This window comes from Heliomarina baculiformis, from assembly GCF_019966545.1.
Classification (GTDB): Bacteria; Pseudomonadota; Alphaproteobacteria; order Rhodobacterales; family Rhodobacteraceae; genus Heliomarina; species Heliomarina baculiformis.
This window is the reverse complement of record NZ_JAIMIC010000007.1, coordinates 211,715-227,189: the sequence shown is the minus strand read 5'-3', so window position 1 is coordinate 227,189 and position 15,475 is coordinate 211,715. Positions and strand designations below refer to the sequence as shown.

General features: G+C 56.5%; 13 protein-coding genes. 9 read left to right on the top strand and 4 right to left on the bottom strand.

Features of this window, described 5'->3' with window-relative positions; genetic code table 11:
* Positions 1 to 34 precede the first annotated feature (34 nt).
* Positions 35 to 2,290: an NADP-dependent malic enzyme gene (locus tag MF268_RS17410; RefSeq protein WP_238372137.1), complete on the top strand. Its 2,256-nt coding sequence runs from the start codon at positions 35 to 37 to the stop codon at positions 2,288 to 2,290.
* On the opposite strand, the gene msrA is transcribed toward MF268_RS17410, so the two are convergent.
* Complete coding sequence (gene msrA / locus MF268_RS17405; protein WP_238372136.1) at positions 2,287 to 2,949, bottom strand: peptide-methionine (S)-S-oxide reductase MsrA; 663 nt, start codon at positions 2,947 to 2,949, stop codon at positions 2,287 to 2,289. The genes MF268_RS17410 and msrA overlap by 4 nt on opposite strands.
* A gap of 178 nt (positions 2,950 to 3,127) precedes the next feature.
* Here msrA and MF268_RS17400 point away from each other — a divergent pair, with 178 nt between their 5' ends.
* Entirely contained in the window at positions 3,128 to 3,844 is a 717-nt protein-coding gene (locus MF268_RS17400) for a sulfotransferase-like domain-containing protein (protein WP_238372135.1), read from the top strand.
* Positions 3,845 to 3,968: 124 nt separating this feature from the next.
* Here MF268_RS17400 and MF268_RS17395 read toward each other — a convergent pair whose 3' ends face one another.
* Together MF268_RS17395 and MF268_RS17390 are read right to left on the bottom strand one after the other, a co-directional pair.
* Entirely contained in the window at positions 3,969 to 5,195 is a 1,227-nt protein-coding gene (locus MF268_RS17395) for an argininosuccinate synthase (RefSeq protein WP_238372134.1), read from the bottom strand.
* A gap of 93 nt (positions 5,196 to 5,288) precedes the next feature.
* Positions 5,289 to 5,612 (bottom strand): Hpt domain-containing protein, encoded by a 324-nt coding sequence (locus MF268_RS17390; RefSeq protein WP_238372133.1) that lies wholly within the window; start codon positions 5,610 to 5,612, stop codon positions 5,289 to 5,291.
* Positions 5,613 to 5,779: 167 nt separating this feature from the next.
* Between MF268_RS17390 and MF268_RS17385 the strand changes: the two genes are divergently transcribed.
* On the top strand, positions 5,780 to 7,072 hold the full coding sequence (locus tag MF268_RS17385; RefSeq protein ID WP_238372132.1) for a PP2C family protein-serine/threonine phosphatase: 1,293 nt from the start codon (positions 5,780 to 5,782) through the stop codon (positions 7,070 to 7,072).
* Here MF268_RS17385 and MF268_RS17380 read toward each other — a convergent pair.
* Complete coding sequence (locus MF268_RS17380; RefSeq protein ID WP_238372131.1) at positions 7,069 to 7,515, bottom strand: NUDIX hydrolase; 447 nt, start codon at positions 7,513 to 7,515, stop codon at positions 7,069 to 7,071. The two genes, MF268_RS17385 and MF268_RS17380, sit on opposite strands and share 4 nt — an antisense overlap.
* 77 nt (positions 7,516 to 7,592) lie before the next feature.
* On the opposite strand from MF268_RS17380, the gene hslO reads away from it, so the two are divergent.
* From hslO to MF268_RS17350, 6 genes are all read left to right on the top strand, one after another.
* On the top strand, positions 7,593 to 8,579 hold the full coding sequence (gene hslO / locus MF268_RS17375) for an Hsp33 family molecular chaperone HslO (protein WP_238372130.1): 987 nt from the start codon (positions 7,593 to 7,595) through the stop codon (positions 8,577 to 8,579).
* Positions 8,569 to 9,168, top strand: a complete 600-nt coding sequence (locus tag MF268_RS17370) for a CoA pyrophosphatase (protein ID WP_238372129.1) — start codon at positions 8,569 to 8,571, stop codon at positions 9,166 to 9,168. Before hslO ends, MF268_RS17370 begins: the two co-directional genes overlap by 11 nt.
* On the top strand, positions 9,168 to 10,319 hold the full coding sequence (locus MF268_RS17365) for a CCA tRNA nucleotidyltransferase (protein ID WP_238372250.1): 1,152 nt from the start codon (positions 9,168 to 9,170) through the stop codon (positions 10,317 to 10,319). The genes MF268_RS17370 and MF268_RS17365 overlap by 1 nt, the downstream gene beginning before the upstream one ends.
* 208 nt (positions 10,320 to 10,527) lie before the next feature.
* Positions 10,528 to 12,366 (top strand): ABC transporter ATP-binding protein, encoded by a 1,839-nt coding sequence (locus tag MF268_RS17360; RefSeq protein WP_238372128.1) that lies wholly within the window; start codon positions 10,528 to 10,530, stop codon positions 12,364 to 12,366.
* On the top strand, positions 12,363 to 14,207 hold the full coding sequence (locus MF268_RS17355; RefSeq protein ID WP_238372127.1) for an ABC transporter ATP-binding protein: 1,845 nt from the start codon (positions 12,363 to 12,365) through the stop codon (positions 14,205 to 14,207). Before MF268_RS17360 ends, MF268_RS17355 begins: the two co-directional genes overlap by 4 nt.
* 39 nt (positions 14,208 to 14,246) lie before the next feature.
* A complete protein-coding gene (locus MF268_RS17350; RefSeq protein ID WP_238372126.1) occupies positions 14,247 to 15,473 on the top strand; it encodes a class I SAM-dependent RNA methyltransferase in 1,227 nt (408 codons plus the stop codon).
* The last annotated feature ends 2 nt before the right edge of the window (positions 15,474 to 15,475 follow it).

The following is a 15,475-nucleotide window of genomic DNA, read 5'->3' as shown; positions in this document are numbered from 1 at the left end:
GTAAGACCACTGCGACCTGCGAGGAGGGGCCGTCATGTCCAACACAAAAATAACCGACGAAGAGGCACTGGCCTTTCATCTGGAACCGTCGCCCGGAAAGTTTGAAATTCGCGCAACCGTGCCGATGACCACACAGCGCGATCTCAGCCTAGCGTATTCTCCCGGTGTCGCGGTGCCGTGCGAGGCCATCGCCGAAAATCCGGAGCTCGCCTATGATTATACGAACAAAGGCAATCTCGTCGCAGTGGTGACAAACGGCACGGCCGTTCTTGGGTTGGGCAATCTTGGGGCGCTGGGGTCCAAACCGGTCATGGAAGGTAAGTCGGTCCTGTTCAAACGTTTTGCCGACGTAAACAGCATCGATATCGAACTGGATACAGAAGATCCAGACGCCTTCTGCAACGCGGTAAAACTGATGGCTCCGACTTTTGGCGGCATCAACCTTGAAGATATCAAGGCGCCTGAGTGCTTTATTATCGAGCAAAGGCTCAAGGAAGAGCTGGATATCCCGGTCTTTCACGACGACCAGCATGGCACAGCGGTGATATGCGCGGCTGGCCTGATCAACGCGCTGCATATCTCGGAGAAAAAGATCGAGGACGTGCGTATCGTGCTGAACGGGGCAGGGGCGGCGGGAATTGCCTGCCTTGAATTGCTTAAGTCGATGGGTGCCCGCCAAGAAAACTGCATCATGTGCGATACCAAAGGCGTCATCTATCAGGGCCGAACCGAGGGGATGAACCAGTGGAAGTCCGCTCATGCCGTGAAAACGGATCTTCGGACGCTCGAAGAAGCGATGAAGGGCGCGGATGTGTTCCTTGGAGTGTCGGTCAGGGGCGCGGTGACATCTGCCATGGTCGAAAGTATGGCGGAAAATCCGGTCATCTTCGCAATGGCCAATCCCCATCCAGAAATCACGCCCGAAGAAGCGCGTCAGGTTCGTGCTGATGCAATCGTCGCAACGGGTCGGAGCGACTATCCGAACCAGGTTAATAACGTCCTTGGTTTTCCCTATCTGTTTCGCGGCGCGCTCGACATTCACGCCCGTGCCATCAATGACGAGATGAAGATCGCCTGCGCCCATGCGCTGGCCGAACTGGCACGCGAGGATGTGCCGGATGAGGTTGCTCTAGCCTATGGCAAGAACCTCAGCTTCGGCCGGGACTATATCATTCCGACGCCGTTTGACCCGCGTCTGATCCACCGGATCCCGCCCGCTGTCGCAAAAGCCGGGATGGATACCGGAGCTGCTCGGCGGCCGATCATTGATATGGACGCGTATGAGCTAAACCTGAAATCGCGCATGGATCCGACAGCGAGCATCCTGCGCGGTATGAACGCCCGTGCAAGGGCGGCCCAGTCTCGCATGATCTTTGCTGAGGGCGACGACCCGCGCGTTTTGCGCGCCGCCGTCATGTATCAACGATCCGGTATGGGAAAGGCGCTTGTCGTTGGTCGAAAGGAGGACGTGCGCGAAAAACTTGAGGCAGCGGGTCTTGGCGATGCCGCGCGAGAGCTTGAAGTCGTGAATGCGGCCAATACGCATCACCTTTCGACTTACAAGCAATTCCTCTACGACCGTCTTAATCGCAAAGGTTTCGATGCGCAGGACATTCATCGGCTTGCAGCACGCGACAGGCATGTTTTTTCGGCGCTCATGCTGGCGCATGGGCACGGCGATGGTTTGGTAACGGGGGCAACCCGCAAGTCCGCGCATGTTCTTGAACGGATCGGTCACGTGTTCGATGCCGACGCCCAGCATGGGGCAGTTGGAATTACGGCGGTGCTTTACAAGGGCCGGATCGTCTTGATCGGCGACACTCTGGTTCACGAATGGCCCGATGCCGAAGACCTCGCGACGATTGCGCAAAGGGGTGCAGATGTGGCTCGACACATGGGTTTAGAGCCGCGAGCGGCCTTTGTAAGCTTCTCGACGTTCGGTTATCCCGTTTCGGAACGGGCCGAGAAAATGCACAAAGCGCCGGATGTTCTTGAAGCACGCGGTGTCGATTTCGAATTCGAAGGCGAAATGACCGTGGATGTCGCGATGAACGCCAAGGCGCAAGCCGCTTACCCGTTTTCGCGTCTGACGGGGCCCGCGAATATTTTGATCGTGCCTGCCCGGCATTCAGCCAGTATTTCTGTCAAACTGATGCAGGAAATGGCCGGGGCTACCGTTATCGGGCCTATCCTGACAGGGGTCGATAAGCCAATTCAGATCTGTTCGACCGTTTCGACGGCGAATGACATCCTGAACATGGCAGTGCTGGCGGCCTGCGATCTCGGTTAATTGACGACGAAAGGCGCGGCCTCGCCCCAGAGGTCGCGCACTCGATCATCCCGTCCACAGGCCGCGCGGTAGGCTTTGTAGGCGGATGCCTGGCTCTTTGGTCCAAACCGGGTAAGCACCAGTTTCCGTCCTTTGTAGTAATCCTGATGGTATGAATCCGCAGGATAGAAGGCGTCTTTGTCCAAAACCGGCGTTACGATTTCTTTCCCGAGTTCGTTTTCGGCCGCCTCTATCATTTGTTCCGCAAGAGACCGTTCTTCCTGATTCGAGACGAAGATCGCGGTACGATAGCTATCGCCACGATCGCAGAATTGTCCCCCTGCGTCGGTCGGATCGATTGAGCGCAGAAACATCGACAGCAGCTGAGACCGGGAAACGACAGAAGGGTCGAAGCTGATTTCGACTGCTTCGTAATGACCTGTCCCGCCTTTGGTTACCTGATTATAGGTCGGGTTTTCGACATCCCCGCCCGTAAACCCAGACACTGCTTCGGTTACGCCTTCGACCTTTTCAAAGTCGGCTTCGACGCACCAGAAACATCCGCCAGCCACTGTCAGCGTTTCGAGTGTTTGAGCAGAAGCAGGGTTGCAGCGGATAACAAGCGCAAAGGCGATGAGTAGGGTTAAAGCGAGCGGTTTCAGGTTCTGAAGACGGTTCATGGATTTACCTCCGTTGAGACCATGCTGGGCATAGAGGTGTGGATGTAACAAGGCTGGGACCTAAGACCTCACGGTGAGTTGAGTGATCTTTACCGACAGTCTTGAAAAAAAATCGCTCATCGCGTTTTGCTGGCGTCGAAAGATGGGGACGTACCGTCAGTACTGAAAGGGACAATGAATGCGAATTGCCATGTGGTCGGGGCCGCGCAACTTGAGCACGGCAATGATGTACTCGTTTGGTAACAGGCCCGATTTCGCCGTCGTGGATGAGCCCTTTTATGCAGCTTATTTAACTGAAACCGGTTTGAATCATCCGATGCGAGAGGACATTCTAGCGTCACAATCCACGGATGCAGATGCTGTCGCGCAGTCGATGATCGGACCCGTACCCGAGAATAAGCTGCATTACTACCAGAAGCATATGACACAGCATATGCTGCCCAACGTGCCGTTGGACTGGTTAGGAGAGGTCAAGAATGTTTTTCTGCTGCGGCACCCGGCCAGGGTTGTCGCCAGTTTTGCCGCGAAATACGAAGGTCTGACCCTTAAAGACATCGGATTTGCTCAACAAAGCGAATTATTCGACAGGGTTCTGGCGCAGGGAGGCAATCCTATCGTCATCGATAGTCACGACATTCGCAAAGATCCCGAGAAAATGCTGCGTCTCTTGTGCAGTTCACTTGATCTGGAATGGAACGACGCGATGTTGCACTGGCCAGCGGGCGGGCATGCGTCTGATGGTGTCTGGGCCGCCCACTGGTATGAAAGCGTTCACCGGTCGACCGGCTTTGCCGGACCGGAAGGGGATCTGCCGGATTTGGACGCATTCGAACAGGGTTTGGTAGAACAGGCAATGCCGCATTACGAGCGGTTGCAGTCATTCAAACTTGGCTGAATTACCTCGAATTGAAACTTTTTCCCGAAAAGTTTCGTATCTAGCGAACGAGAGCCCGGAAGAGGCTCTTTTGAGTTTGGTTATGAGTATGACGGCTCCGAACAAAACGGAGCCGTCGTTTTGATTATTTGCTCAGGCGGCGGTTGCGCGCAGCCAGAAGTTTGAGGCGAAGCGCGTTCAGCTGGATGAACCCTGCGGCATCCTTTTGATCGTATGCCCCAGCGTCGTCTTCAAAAGTCACATGCGCTTCGGAATAAAGCGAATGATCCGACCAGCGGCCAACTGTCGTCACCGAACCTTTGTACAGCTTCAGTCGGACCGTCCCTGTAACGTGTTGCTGGCTGGAATCGATAAGCGCCTGAAGCATCTCGCGTTCCGGGCTGAACCAGAACCCGTTATAAATCAATTCCGCATAGCGCGGCATGATCGAATCCTTCAAATGGCCTGATCCTGCATCAAGGGTGATCTGTTCGATGCCGCGATGGGCCTCGAGCAGAACGGTACCGCCGGGGGTTTCGTAGATGCCCCGCGATTTCATTCCGACAAACCGGTTCTCCACGAAATCGAGCCGGCCGATGCCGTGTTTTCCGCCAAGTTCGTTCAATTTGGTCAGGATGGTCGCGGGGCTCATCACATCGCCGTCGATCGCAACCGCGTCGCCCTTTTCAAAGCTGATTTCCACGAACTCGGGCGTATCCGGCGCTTTTTCGGGATCGACGGTACGCTGGTAGACGTAATCTGGCGCCGCTTCGGCAGGATCCTCAAGAACTTTGCCCTCGGAAGAGGTGTGCAACAGGTTGGCATCGACCGAAAAGGGCGCTTCGCCGCGCTTGTCCTTTGCAATCGGGATCTGGTTTTCTTCGGCAAAGGCCAAGAGTTTGGTCCGGCTGGAAAGATCCCATTCGCGCCACGGTGCGATCACTTTGATGTCCGGATTCAGCGCATAGGCGGCAAGTTCAAAGCGAACCTGATCATTGCCCTTGCCCGTCGCGCCGTGGGCAACTGCGTCGGCACCGCTTTCCCCCGCAATCTCAACCAGTCGCTTCGAAATCAGGGGGCGCGCAATAGAGGTACCAAGCAGATACTGGCCCTCGTAAAGCGCGTTTGCCCGGAACATTGGAAAGACAAAGTCGCGGACAAATTCTTCGCGAACATCCTCGATATGGATGTTCTCGGGTTTGATGCCCAGCAGTTCGGCTTTCTTGCGGGCCGGTTCAAGCTCTTCGCCCTGACCAAGGTCGGCAGTGAAAGTGACGACCTCGCAACCATATTCGGTTTGGAGCCATTTCAGGATGATCGACGTATCGAGACCGCCGGAGTAGGCCAGCACGACTTTCTTGGGCGCGGACATTAGAATTCCTCTTGATTGAGACCGGCTGGGGCCTAGCCGTTTTTGTCAAGGGGAGCAAGAGCTGCGCAACTGTCCGGTCAGCCATGAGACTGGCTATGACGTGTTCAATCCCTTTAAAAAGTCGGTTTTGGAGGAAGCAAAGGACGCAAAGACAGAGGGCAGATCGATGCGCGATCCCTGACCCCTTGCAGCCAACTGCTCCCCGTTTTGGCAGACTTGGGCAAAACTCTCGAAACCTAAATTCAAGGCACAACCTTTGAGAGCATGAAGATCCGCCTCATAACTGCTGGTATCGGGTGAAGATTGGATACGTTCGATGATGCCTTTCACTTCTTCAAGGAACATCTCGACGACTTCGTTGAAATCCTCGTGCCCGATTTCGTCCCGTAATTCGTTCACCCGGGTCCAGTCGATCATCATTTGCCTTATGATTTTGCCTCGCGCTAAGCCTACCCGCTCTGTCATGAAAGTGCCGTTAACGACTAATTCAATTTGACCAATTTTACGGTTCACGGCGTGTTAATATGCAGCATCAATAGTCGAGGCCGCGCGAGTCTTTCGACAGCAAAAAGGAATGTCGCAGCGTGTTGTCGAATGAAAACAACCGTATCAGAAACCCTGTTGAACCACAGTCGATCAGGAATGTCCTGATTGTCGATGACAGCCGCTTGCAACGCGAAATTCTTGCCAGATCACTACGGAAATGGGGCTATCGCGCGGTCGAGGCCGAAAGCGCCGAACAGGCGTTGAAGCTATGCGATAGCGCTAATTTTGATCTGGTGCTCAGTGACTGGATGATGCCGGGGATGAACGGCCTCGATTTTTGCCGCGCCTATAGGAACCTTTCCAACGAGGAATACGGGTATTTCATCCTTCTCACATCCAAGAGTGAAAAGGTGGAAATCGCACGTGGTCTGGACGCTGGCGCCGATGATTTCCTGACCAAACCGGTAAATCAGAGCGAGTTGCGGGCCCGCATTACTGCGGGCGACCGGATCATCGCTATGCAGCGGGAGCTATCCGACAAGAACCGGATGATCGGTGAAACGCTGGACAAGCTTCAGGTCGCGTATGATTCGATAGATGCGGATCTGGTTCAGGCTCGCAAGATACAGCAATCGATGATACCTGAACGGACCCGCAGGTTTGGCAACTCTCACGTCAGTCTGCTCTTGAAGCCTTGCGGGCACATCGGCGGTGACATGGTCGGTATGTTTGCACCGAACCCCGATCAGGTCGGTTTCTATTCGCTCGACGTATCCGGTCACGGGATAACCTCAGCTATGATGACAGCTCGACTGGGCGGATATTTTAGCCCGCGCTATTTCGACCAGAACTTGGGCGTCACCCGTTTAGCGGATCAGACCCGCGCACTGCGCAAACCTGAAGATGTCGCAAAGATGCTGAACGAACGCCAGGTGGCCGATACCGGGATCGACGAATACTTTACCCTTGCCTATGGGACGATCGATTTGCCGTCTGGTCGGTTGAAACTGGTACAGGCGGGGCATCCGCATCCGCTTGTTTTGCGTCGCGATGGCAGTGTCGAGTTCGTCGGTCAGGGTGGGATACCCATCGGTCTTATCGAAAATGTCGATTACACGACTTACGAAACTGTCTTTGAACCGGGCGACCGACTGTTGCTTTACTCGGATGGCTTTACTGAATGCCGCCTGAGCAATGGTGAGATGCTCGATGCAGACGGGCTTTTGAAGCTCATCGATGAATGCAGGGCTGGCCATTCCGGCAACGGTGTTTTCGGTCCAGAGTTTCTGGACGATCTGTTCTGGAACCTCGTTCAGGTCATGAACACGTCGAAAGGGATGGAGGATGACGTTTCAGCGGCATTGATCGAATACGATGTTTCCTGTTGTTAACCGTAGCGTTTCGCGAATTCTGCGGCGAAATGCCGGTCTCCATCATTGGCAAGCAGATCGATGGTTTCGTTGAACGGCAACCAAACTGCTTCGTGCGCCGGATCCGAAGGCATACCCATGCGAACGGCCGGGCGCGCAATGAAGATGTGGCAGATCTTTTCCGCCCAGATGTCATATTCGGGCATGAACACAAACCTCCTGAAAATTCCCATTTTCTGCGGAGTTGCGATGTGCCACCCGGTTTCCTCAAGCACTTCGCGGTGTAATGCCGTGATCGCCGATTCACCCGGATCGATGCCGCCACCTGGCAACTGTATTTCCGGGAGCGGCTCGGTCTGATGCGTGACGAGGAATTGACCCGCACGGGGCAACAAGGCATAGGCGCCAGGACGTCTTGTGTACTTTCTGCCCTTCTCTGGCGGTTGTCCGAAACGTCTGATCACTGGCTTGCCCTTTCTAACCCGGCAAGTTGTGCCTATATTCCGGCCGTATGCCAAGACAAGGCGTTTAAGGAAACCCCATGACCATTGGACCAAAACTCGCGTGGGACGATACAGTCCTACCCTTTCAGCTTGATGTTTCGAATATGCGCGGTCGGGTTGCCCGGCTTGACGGCGTGCTCGACGGCATCCTGAAACAGCACGATTATCCAAGGCAGGTTGAAGCACTTGTCGCAGAGATGGCGCTGCTTACAGCCCTGATCGGGCAGACGATCAAACTGCGTTGGAAACTGTCCCTGCAGGTACAGTCCAAGGGAGCGATCCGGATGATCGCAACCGATTACTTTGCGCCTCAAAAAGAGGGTGAGGCCGCCCGAATCCGTGCCTATGCAAGCTTTGACTCTGAACTTATCGATCAGACCGATGCGAAAGATCTTCTTAGTGAAGGGTATTTCGCCATTCTGATCGACCAAGGTAAGGGATCGGCGCCCTATCAGGGGATCACGCCGCTGACTGGGAATAGTCTGCGTGAATGCGCCGAGGCATATTTCGCACAGTCAGAGCAATTGCCGACCCGGTTTTCTCTCAGCTTCGGTCTCTCGTCCGAGCCCGGCGTAGGTGAGCATTGGCGTGCTGGCGGCATCATGCTGCAACATATGCCTAAAGCATCGCCCTTTGTCGCGGATCAGGCTGGGTCTGGCGATGTGCTGAGTGCGGATGATCTTGTCGACGGTGAAGAAGGTGAAAACTGGAACCGTGTGAATATTCTTCTGGATACCGTCGAAGAGCTTGAACTAATCGGCCCGACCATCCCACCCACAGATCTGCTGGTGCGTCTGTTCCACGAAGAAGCGCCGCGTGTTTACGATGCACAGGCCGTACGTTTCGGATGCACCTGTTCGGAGGATCGGGTGCGTCAGAGCCTGTCGATCTATTCGGCGCGCGACATCGAGAAGATGACGACGGTTGAGGGACGGGTAACGGCTGATTGCCAATTCTGTGGTGCTCATTACGATTTGGATCCGGCCACAGTTGGCTTTGAGGCAGGTCAGGACGATGGCAACTGATATCGTTGCGCGGCTGCGCAGTGCTCTTGAGCATGAGGGCGAGTCGTCATCCGATTTTGACCTGAATCCCGGTACAGTTCTTCCCGAAGGACGGAAACTGCGGTCAGCTGGCGTGCTAATTGCAGTTTCCGTGTTCGGTGATCGCCCGGAAATCCTTTTGACGAAACGCTCCTCCGTTCTGAAACACCATCCGGGCCAGATTGCATTTCCCGGCGGTAAACAGGAAGAAAGTGACGCCGATGTCACAGCTGCGGCCCTGCGAGAGGCCTCGGAAGAGGTTGGTTTGCCGGTCGATGTGCCACGGGTCATCGGGCATATGCCGGCGCATGAAACGGTAACCGGGTTCATGGTTACGCCGGTCGTGGCGGTTCTGGAGCAACCCTTTGATGCCATAGCGGAGCCCGGCGAAGTCGAGGAAGTATTTTCTGTACCGTTCGAGCATCTGATGACTCCGGCAAATTACCTTGTTGAGTCTAGACGTTGGCGAGGCAGCCGCCGGCATTATTACACGGTGCCTTACGGACCTTATTACATCTGGGGTGCGACGGCCCGGATGCTGCGTGCCCTCGCCGCGAGGTTCGAGCAGTGATGCGGCTGACCGCCGACTGGCTGACAAGACCGGCCACTCAGGCGGTCTGTAGGGCACTGTCTGCCGGCGGCGCCAAGGCCTATTTTGTCGGCGGCTGCGTCCGGAATACTATCATCAATGCCGGTGTCAGTGACATCGATATCGCCACGGATGCGCGCCCCGAAAAAGTCATCGAATTCGCTCGATCTGCGGGACTGAAAGCAATTCCCACCGGCATCGATCATGGGACGGTAACCCTTGTGTCCGGCGGCATCCCGCACGAAGTCACCACATTTCGGCGCGATGTGAAAACGGACGGCCGGCACGCGGTGGTCTCCTTTTCGACTGATATCGCCGAAGACGCCGCGCGGCGAGATTTTACGATGAATGCGCTTTACGCCACTCCCGAAGGAATGCTGATCGATCCGATGAACGGATTGCCGGATTTGCAGGATCGCCGGGTGCGGTTTATCGGCGATGCCATATCCCGAATCCGTGAAGACTACCTGCGTTCTCTTCGGTACTTCCGGTTCCACGCATGGTACGGCGACCCGGGGAACGGAATGGATCCCGATGCGCTTGCAGCCGTCGCGCAAGAGCTCGATGGTCTTGGACGCATATCACGCGAACGCATAGGGGCTGAGCTTTTGAAATTACTGGCTGCGCCCGACCCCGCTGCGTCGGTCGCTGCAATGCGCGCCACCGCCGTACTGGCACGGGTTCTTCCCGGTGCCGATGACACCGCGCTGGGCCCATTGATCCATTGCGAGGATCAGGCGAACGCTGCACCGGATGCCATCCGCCGACTTTCAGCGTTGGGCGGCAATCACGCCGGGGATGCGCTGCGGCTGAGCAAGACGCATTCGGCCCGATTGGCCACGCTGGCCGACAACATCGGATCCACTTGCGATGCGGCTGAACTTGGATACCGGCTGGGTTATGATTTGGCGAAAGACGTAATGCTGCTTCGTTCTGCGGTCATGGGAAACCCTTGGGCGTCTGCAACCGATGAGCAATTGATCATCGGGAGCAAAGCGGATTTTCCTGTTTCTGCAAAGGACCTTATGCCCGAATTTTCTGGTCCCGCACTTGGGCGGAAACTGGCGGAACTTGAAGGAAAGTGGATCGCCAGCGGATTCGTGGCGACACGGTCGGACCTGCTCGCGTCATGAAAACTTCACCACACGCCGTCAGAAAATGCACCCGGATGGGGTGACAAAACGATTCCGCTCGGCTATCGCTACGTCAATCGATATCGGAGGAATGCAAATGTATTACGGGCTCTGGTTTATTTAAGCTGACCGCCCCGTAACGGGTGCGCAGTTGACGGCACCCCACACTACATTTGCGCCTACTCGCTCGCCAAGGAGCACCTCCGACATGTTTCGTTTCTTTGAAAATCTTATTGATCCCTATGTTTCCTACGAGGAAAAGGATCGACCTCCGACAAGGCTCTGGCCGTTCATGCGGGATCTTTGCGGACCGTTCTGGAGGGTGTTCCTCTGGACCGCGCTCCTGTCCGTAATCGTTGCTGCGATAGAGGTCGGCCTGATCTGGTACATGGGCCGTCTCGTCGACATTCTTGGCGGCGATCCGGCCGACGTACGGCAGCGCTACTGGGTTGAAATCACTCTGGTTGGCTTGTTCCTGCTGACGCTGCGTCCGCTTATTTCCGCGCTGGACGTGGTCTTGCTGAACAATACGATCCTGCCCAATTTCACGACCGTTTTCCGCTGGCGGGCGCATCGGCATGTTCTTCGGCAATCGGTCGGCTGGTTCGAGAACGATTTCGCCGGACGTATAGCTAACCGTATCGTTCAGGCGCCGCCGGCGGCGGGCGAGGTGGTGTTTCAGGTTTTCGATGCGATTTCCTTTTCGCTGGCCTATCTGGTGGGCGCTGCCGTTCTTTTGATCACCGCCGATGTTAGGCTGATCCTGCCGCTGCTGGCATGGTTCGTACTTTACGGATTCCTGATCCGCTGGACTGTTGCAAACGTCGGGCCTGCCTCCCAGGCCGCGGCCGATGCGCGGTCAACCTTCACTGGCCGGGTTGTCGACAGCTACACCAATATCAGCTCGGTGAAGATGTTTGCGCATGATGACCGTGAACTGGATTATGCCAAGGAAGCCATCGAGGGCGCGCGCGCCTCGTTTCAGGTCGAAATGCGTATCTTTACCAAGATGGACCTCGCACTTGTCACGCTCAACGGTCTGCTGATCGTTGGCGTGGTCGGCTGGGCCATCGTGTTGTGGTATCAGGGCTTGGCGAGTGTGGGTGTTGTCGCAGCCGCGACCGCTCTGACTCTGCGTCTGAACGCCATGACTGGATGGATCATGTGGGCGCTGACGTCGTTTTTCCGTGAACTCGGCGTAGTGGCCGAGGGTATGGAAACGATCGCGCAGCCGATTGATCTGGTCGATGCGCCAGGGGCCAAGCCTTTGCAACTGGATCGCGGACGTGTGGAGCTGCAGAACCTGTCGCACCACTATGGCCGCGGGACTGGTGGATTGAACAAGCTGAACCTGACGATTGAGCCGGGTGAAAAGGTCGGGCTGATTGGGCGGTCGGGGGCCGGAAAGTCGACTTTGGTAAAGCTGCTGCTGCGTTTCTATGATCCGGATTCTGGTCGGGTTCTGATGGATGGTCAGGATATCGCGCGCGTTCAGCAGGAAAGTCTGCGCAGTTGTATCGGTATGGTCCAGCAGGACAGTGCCCTTTTGCACCGTTCGGTCCGTGAGAATATTCTCTATGGTCGACCAGAGGCTACTGAGGAAGAGATGATCGCAGCGGCCCGGCAGGCGCAGGCCCATGATTTCATTATGGATCTAGTCGATCCACAAGGTCGTCGTGGCTATGATGCGCAGGTAGGTGAACGGGGTATCAAGCTGTCTGGCGGGCAGCGCCAGCGGGTGACCTTGGCGCGGGTGATTCTAAAGGACGCGCCGATCTTATTGCTTGACGAGGCTACCAGCGCGCTGGACTCCGAGGTCGAAGCCGAAATTCAGAAGACGCTCTATGGCATGATGGAAGGCAAAACGGTCATTGCGATCGCCCACCGCCTGTCCACCATTGCTCAGATGGACCGCATTCTTGTTCTGGATCAGGGACATATAGCCGAGCAAGGCAGCCATGACGTGCTTTTAGCCTCGGGCGGGCTATATGCCGAGTTCTGGGCACGCCAGTCTGGCGGGTTCCTGAATACCGAGGCAGCTGAATGAAAACAGGCTCAAGGCTTGGCGATATGATCGATTCCTTCCGTCCTGCGGAAGGAGCGCCGCCCCAGACCTTGGGCGCGTTCATGCGCTGGTGCCTTTCGGGCGCTTGGCCAGCGCTCTGGCTGGCGGCCGCCCTTTCAGCGGCGGCCGGGGCGGTAGAAGCGGGCACCGCATGGATCCTCGGGCTTGTCATTGATGCCGCCACGGCTTCGGGGCCGGGAAACTTCTTTGATGGGTCCAACCTTGGCATCATCGTCATGGCGGTCGCCTTCTTCCTCGTGGCGAGGCCAATTCTCTTTGGCCTTTCCTCTGCCTCGAATTCGATCATCGTGCAGCCCAATGTGAACCCTCTGGTGCTCTCGCGTCTGCATCGTTGGACGCTTGGGCAGGCGGTCAAGTTCTTCGACGACGATTTCGCGGGTCGCATCGCGCAAAAGCAAATGCAATGCGCGCGTGCTGTGACGGATGTCGCCTCGGAAACGATCAACGTCATCGCATTCGCGCTGGCCTCATTGGCCGGGGCAATGGTGCTTTTGTCGAGTATTGGCGGCTGGATCACCGTCATCTTCACCGTTTGGCTGGTCGGTTATTTTTCTTTGATCATGTGGTTTCTGCCGCGCATCCGGCGCTTGGCGGCTGGTCGGGCCAGCGCGCGTGCGATGGTGTCGGGTCAGGTGGTCGACACGATTACGAACATCAAGACGGTCAAGCTTTTCGCCCATGCAGATCACGAAGACCGCGCCGCGCTGGGCGCGATGAGCACTTTCCGAAGCAGGGCGCTTGAATTCGGATATCTCTCGGCAGCCTTCCGGTTCTGCCTGATGTCCCTTGCCGGGCTGTTACCCGTGCTGCTGATCGGCGGAACCCTCTTGCTTTGGCAAAATGGCGTCGCCAGCGAAGGTGATATCGTTGCTGCCGGAGCGGTGTCGATTCGTATCGCTCAGATGACCGGCTGGGTGAGCTTTACCTTGATGGCCATCTATTCCAACCTTGGCGAAGTCGAAGACGGAATGCGGACCCTTACCCCGCGTATCCGACTGCAGGACCCGGAAGATACGCCACATCTTGCGGTATCGAACGGCGAAATCGTTTTCGACAATGTGAATTTTGCCTACGGCAGGGATCATGGCGGCGTCGAAAATATTAATCTCACCATCCAGCCGGGTGAGAAACTGGGCATCGTCGGTGCCTCGGGGGCTGGCAAATCCACGCTCGTTTCGCTGCTGCTTAAGCTTTACAAAGGCGAATCTGGCGAAATTCGGATCGACGGTCAGAATATCGAAAATATCACTCAGGAAAGTCTGCGCCGCCATATCGGCATGGTTACGCAGGAAACCGCGATGTTCAATCGCTCTGCCAAGGACAACATCCTTTATGGTCGTCCCGAGGCAAGCTGGGAAGACTTGCTCGCCGCGACGGAAAAAGCCGAAGCGCATGATTTTATCCTGGACCTCGAAGATCACAAGGGGCGCAAAGGATATGACGCTCATCTGGGTGAACGGGGCGTAAAGCTTTCCGGCGGCCAGAGGCAGCGCATCGCGCTGGCCCGCGCCATCCTGAAAGACGCGCCGATTCTGGTCTTGGACGAAGCGACAAGCGCGCTAGATTCCGAAGTTGAGGCCGCTATTCAGTCGGCGCTCGAGCGAGTGATGGAGGGGAAGACCGTTCTAGCCATCGCGCACCGTCTTTCAACCCTGTCTGAAATGGACCGGATCATGGTCATGGATAACGGTCGGATCGCGGAAATCGGGACACACGAAAGCTTGTTGGCCAAAGGTGGACTCTATGCTCAGTTCTGGAACAGGCAATCTGGCGGTTTCATCGGTGCCGAGGCCGCTGAATGAGATTGTCTAACCGGTCGACTAGCCGATAAGACAACTCTCATGCAGACAGAAATCACCATTGAACGACTGGGCCATCAGGGCGATGGGATTGCGCCCGGTCCCGTGTTCGCAGCCCGCACGCTGCCCGGCGAAACCGTAACCGGTGAACTGGACGGATCGCATTTGCGCGACATTCGCATTGTCACCCCTTCTGTCGACCGCATTCAGCCTCCCTGTCGCCATTACAAGAGCTGCGGTGGTTGCCAGCTTCAGCACGCGTCCGAAGAGTTCACGGCCAGTTGGAAGCTTGAATTCGCGCGATCAGCTTTGACTGCGCAGGGTCTGGAAACCGAATTCCGCCCGGTCCTGACATCGCCACCTAGCACGCGACGCCGGGCCACGCTTGCGGCACGCCGGACAAAAAAGGGCGCACTTGCCGGGTTTCACGGCAAAGCATCCGGTACGATTACAGAGATTCCCGATTGCCATCTTCTCGATCCCGCGCTCATCGCGGCCCTGCCGATGGTAGAGGCTCTGGCAAGTCAGTTTGGAAGCCGAAAAGGCGAACTTGCCGTGACTTTGACCGTCTCACTGTCAGGGCTCGACGTCTCGGTTTCGGGCGGCAGAGAGCTGGATGGTCCATTGCGCATGGAGCTCGCGCAGTTTGCGGAAACAAGCGGAATTGCTCGTCTGGCTTGGGATCAGGAAATGATCGCCATGCGAGAGCCCCCGGTGCAGAAATTCGGACCGGCTTCGGTCGTGCCGCCGCCCGGCGCTTTCTTGCAAGCAACGCCCGAAGGCGAAGCTGCGCTTTTGACTGCGGTACTCGAGATTGTCGGGTCGGCTGACAAGGTTGTAGATCTCTTCGCCGGCTGCGGCACGTTTGCCTTGCCACTATCGAAAACCACCGAGGTACATGCCGTCGAAGGCGATCCGGAGATGACCGATGCGCTGGTTAAAGGCTGGCGTGCGGTGGGCGGGCTGAAAAAACTGACAAGCGAAGCGCGTGATCTTTTTCGCCGCCCCCTGCAACCCGATGAATTCAAACGGGTAGACGCTGTCGTTATTGATCCGCCAAGGGCTGGGGCCGAAGCACAGATTCGCGAATTGGCCCAAAGTGGCGTGCCGGTCATTGCTCATGTATCCTGCAACCCTGTAACTTTTTCCCGCGATGCGCGTGCCATGGTGGATGCGGGATACGACCTTGAATGGGTGCAGGTCGTCGATCAGTTCCGATGGTCGGTGCATACCGAACTGGTCGGGTCCTTTCGGCTGGGCAAGCGGTAAGG

Excerpts from the sequence above, each read along its gene's own strand:
- MF268_RS17355 (WP_238372127.1), top strand. The coding sequence starts at position 12,363 with ATGAAAACAGGCTCAAGGCTTGGCGATATGATCGATTCCTTCCGTCCT.
- MF268_RS17370 (WP_238372129.1), top strand. The coding sequence starts at position 8,569 with ATGGCAACTGATATCGTTGCGCGGCTGCGCAGTGCTCTTGAGCATGAG.
- MF268_RS17350 (WP_238372126.1), top strand. The coding sequence starts at position 14,247 with ATGCAGACAGAAATCACCATTGAACGACTGGGCCATCAGGGCGATGGG.
- MF268_RS17395 (WP_238372134.1), bottom strand. The coding sequence starts at position 5,195 with ATGTCCGCGCCCAAGAAAGTCGTGCTGGCCTACTCCGGCGGTCTCGAT.
- MF268_RS17400 (WP_238372135.1), top strand. The coding sequence starts at position 3,128 with ATGCGAATTGCCATGTGGTCGGGGCCGCGCAACTTGAGCACGGCAATG.
- MF268_RS17365 (WP_238372250.1), top strand. The coding sequence starts at position 9,168 with ATGCGGCTGACCGCCGACTGGCTGACAAGACCGGCCACTCAGGCGGTC.
- hslO (WP_238372130.1), top strand. The coding sequence starts at position 7,593 with ATGACCATTGGACCAAAACTCGCGTGGGACGATACAGTCCTACCCTTT.
- MF268_RS17360 (WP_238372128.1), top strand. The coding sequence starts at position 10,528 with ATGTTTCGTTTCTTTGAAAATCTTATTGATCCCTATGTTTCCTACGAG.
- MF268_RS17410 (WP_238372137.1), top strand. The coding sequence starts at position 35 with ATGTCCAACACAAAAATAACCGACGAAGAGGCACTGGCCTTTCATCTG.
- msrA (WP_238372136.1), bottom strand. The coding sequence starts at position 2,949 with ATGAACCGTCTTCAGAACCTGAAACCGCTCGCTTTAACCCTACTCATC.
- MF268_RS17390 (WP_238372133.1), bottom strand. The coding sequence starts at position 5,612 with ATGATCGACTGGACCCGGGTGAACGAATTACGGGACGAAATCGGGCAC.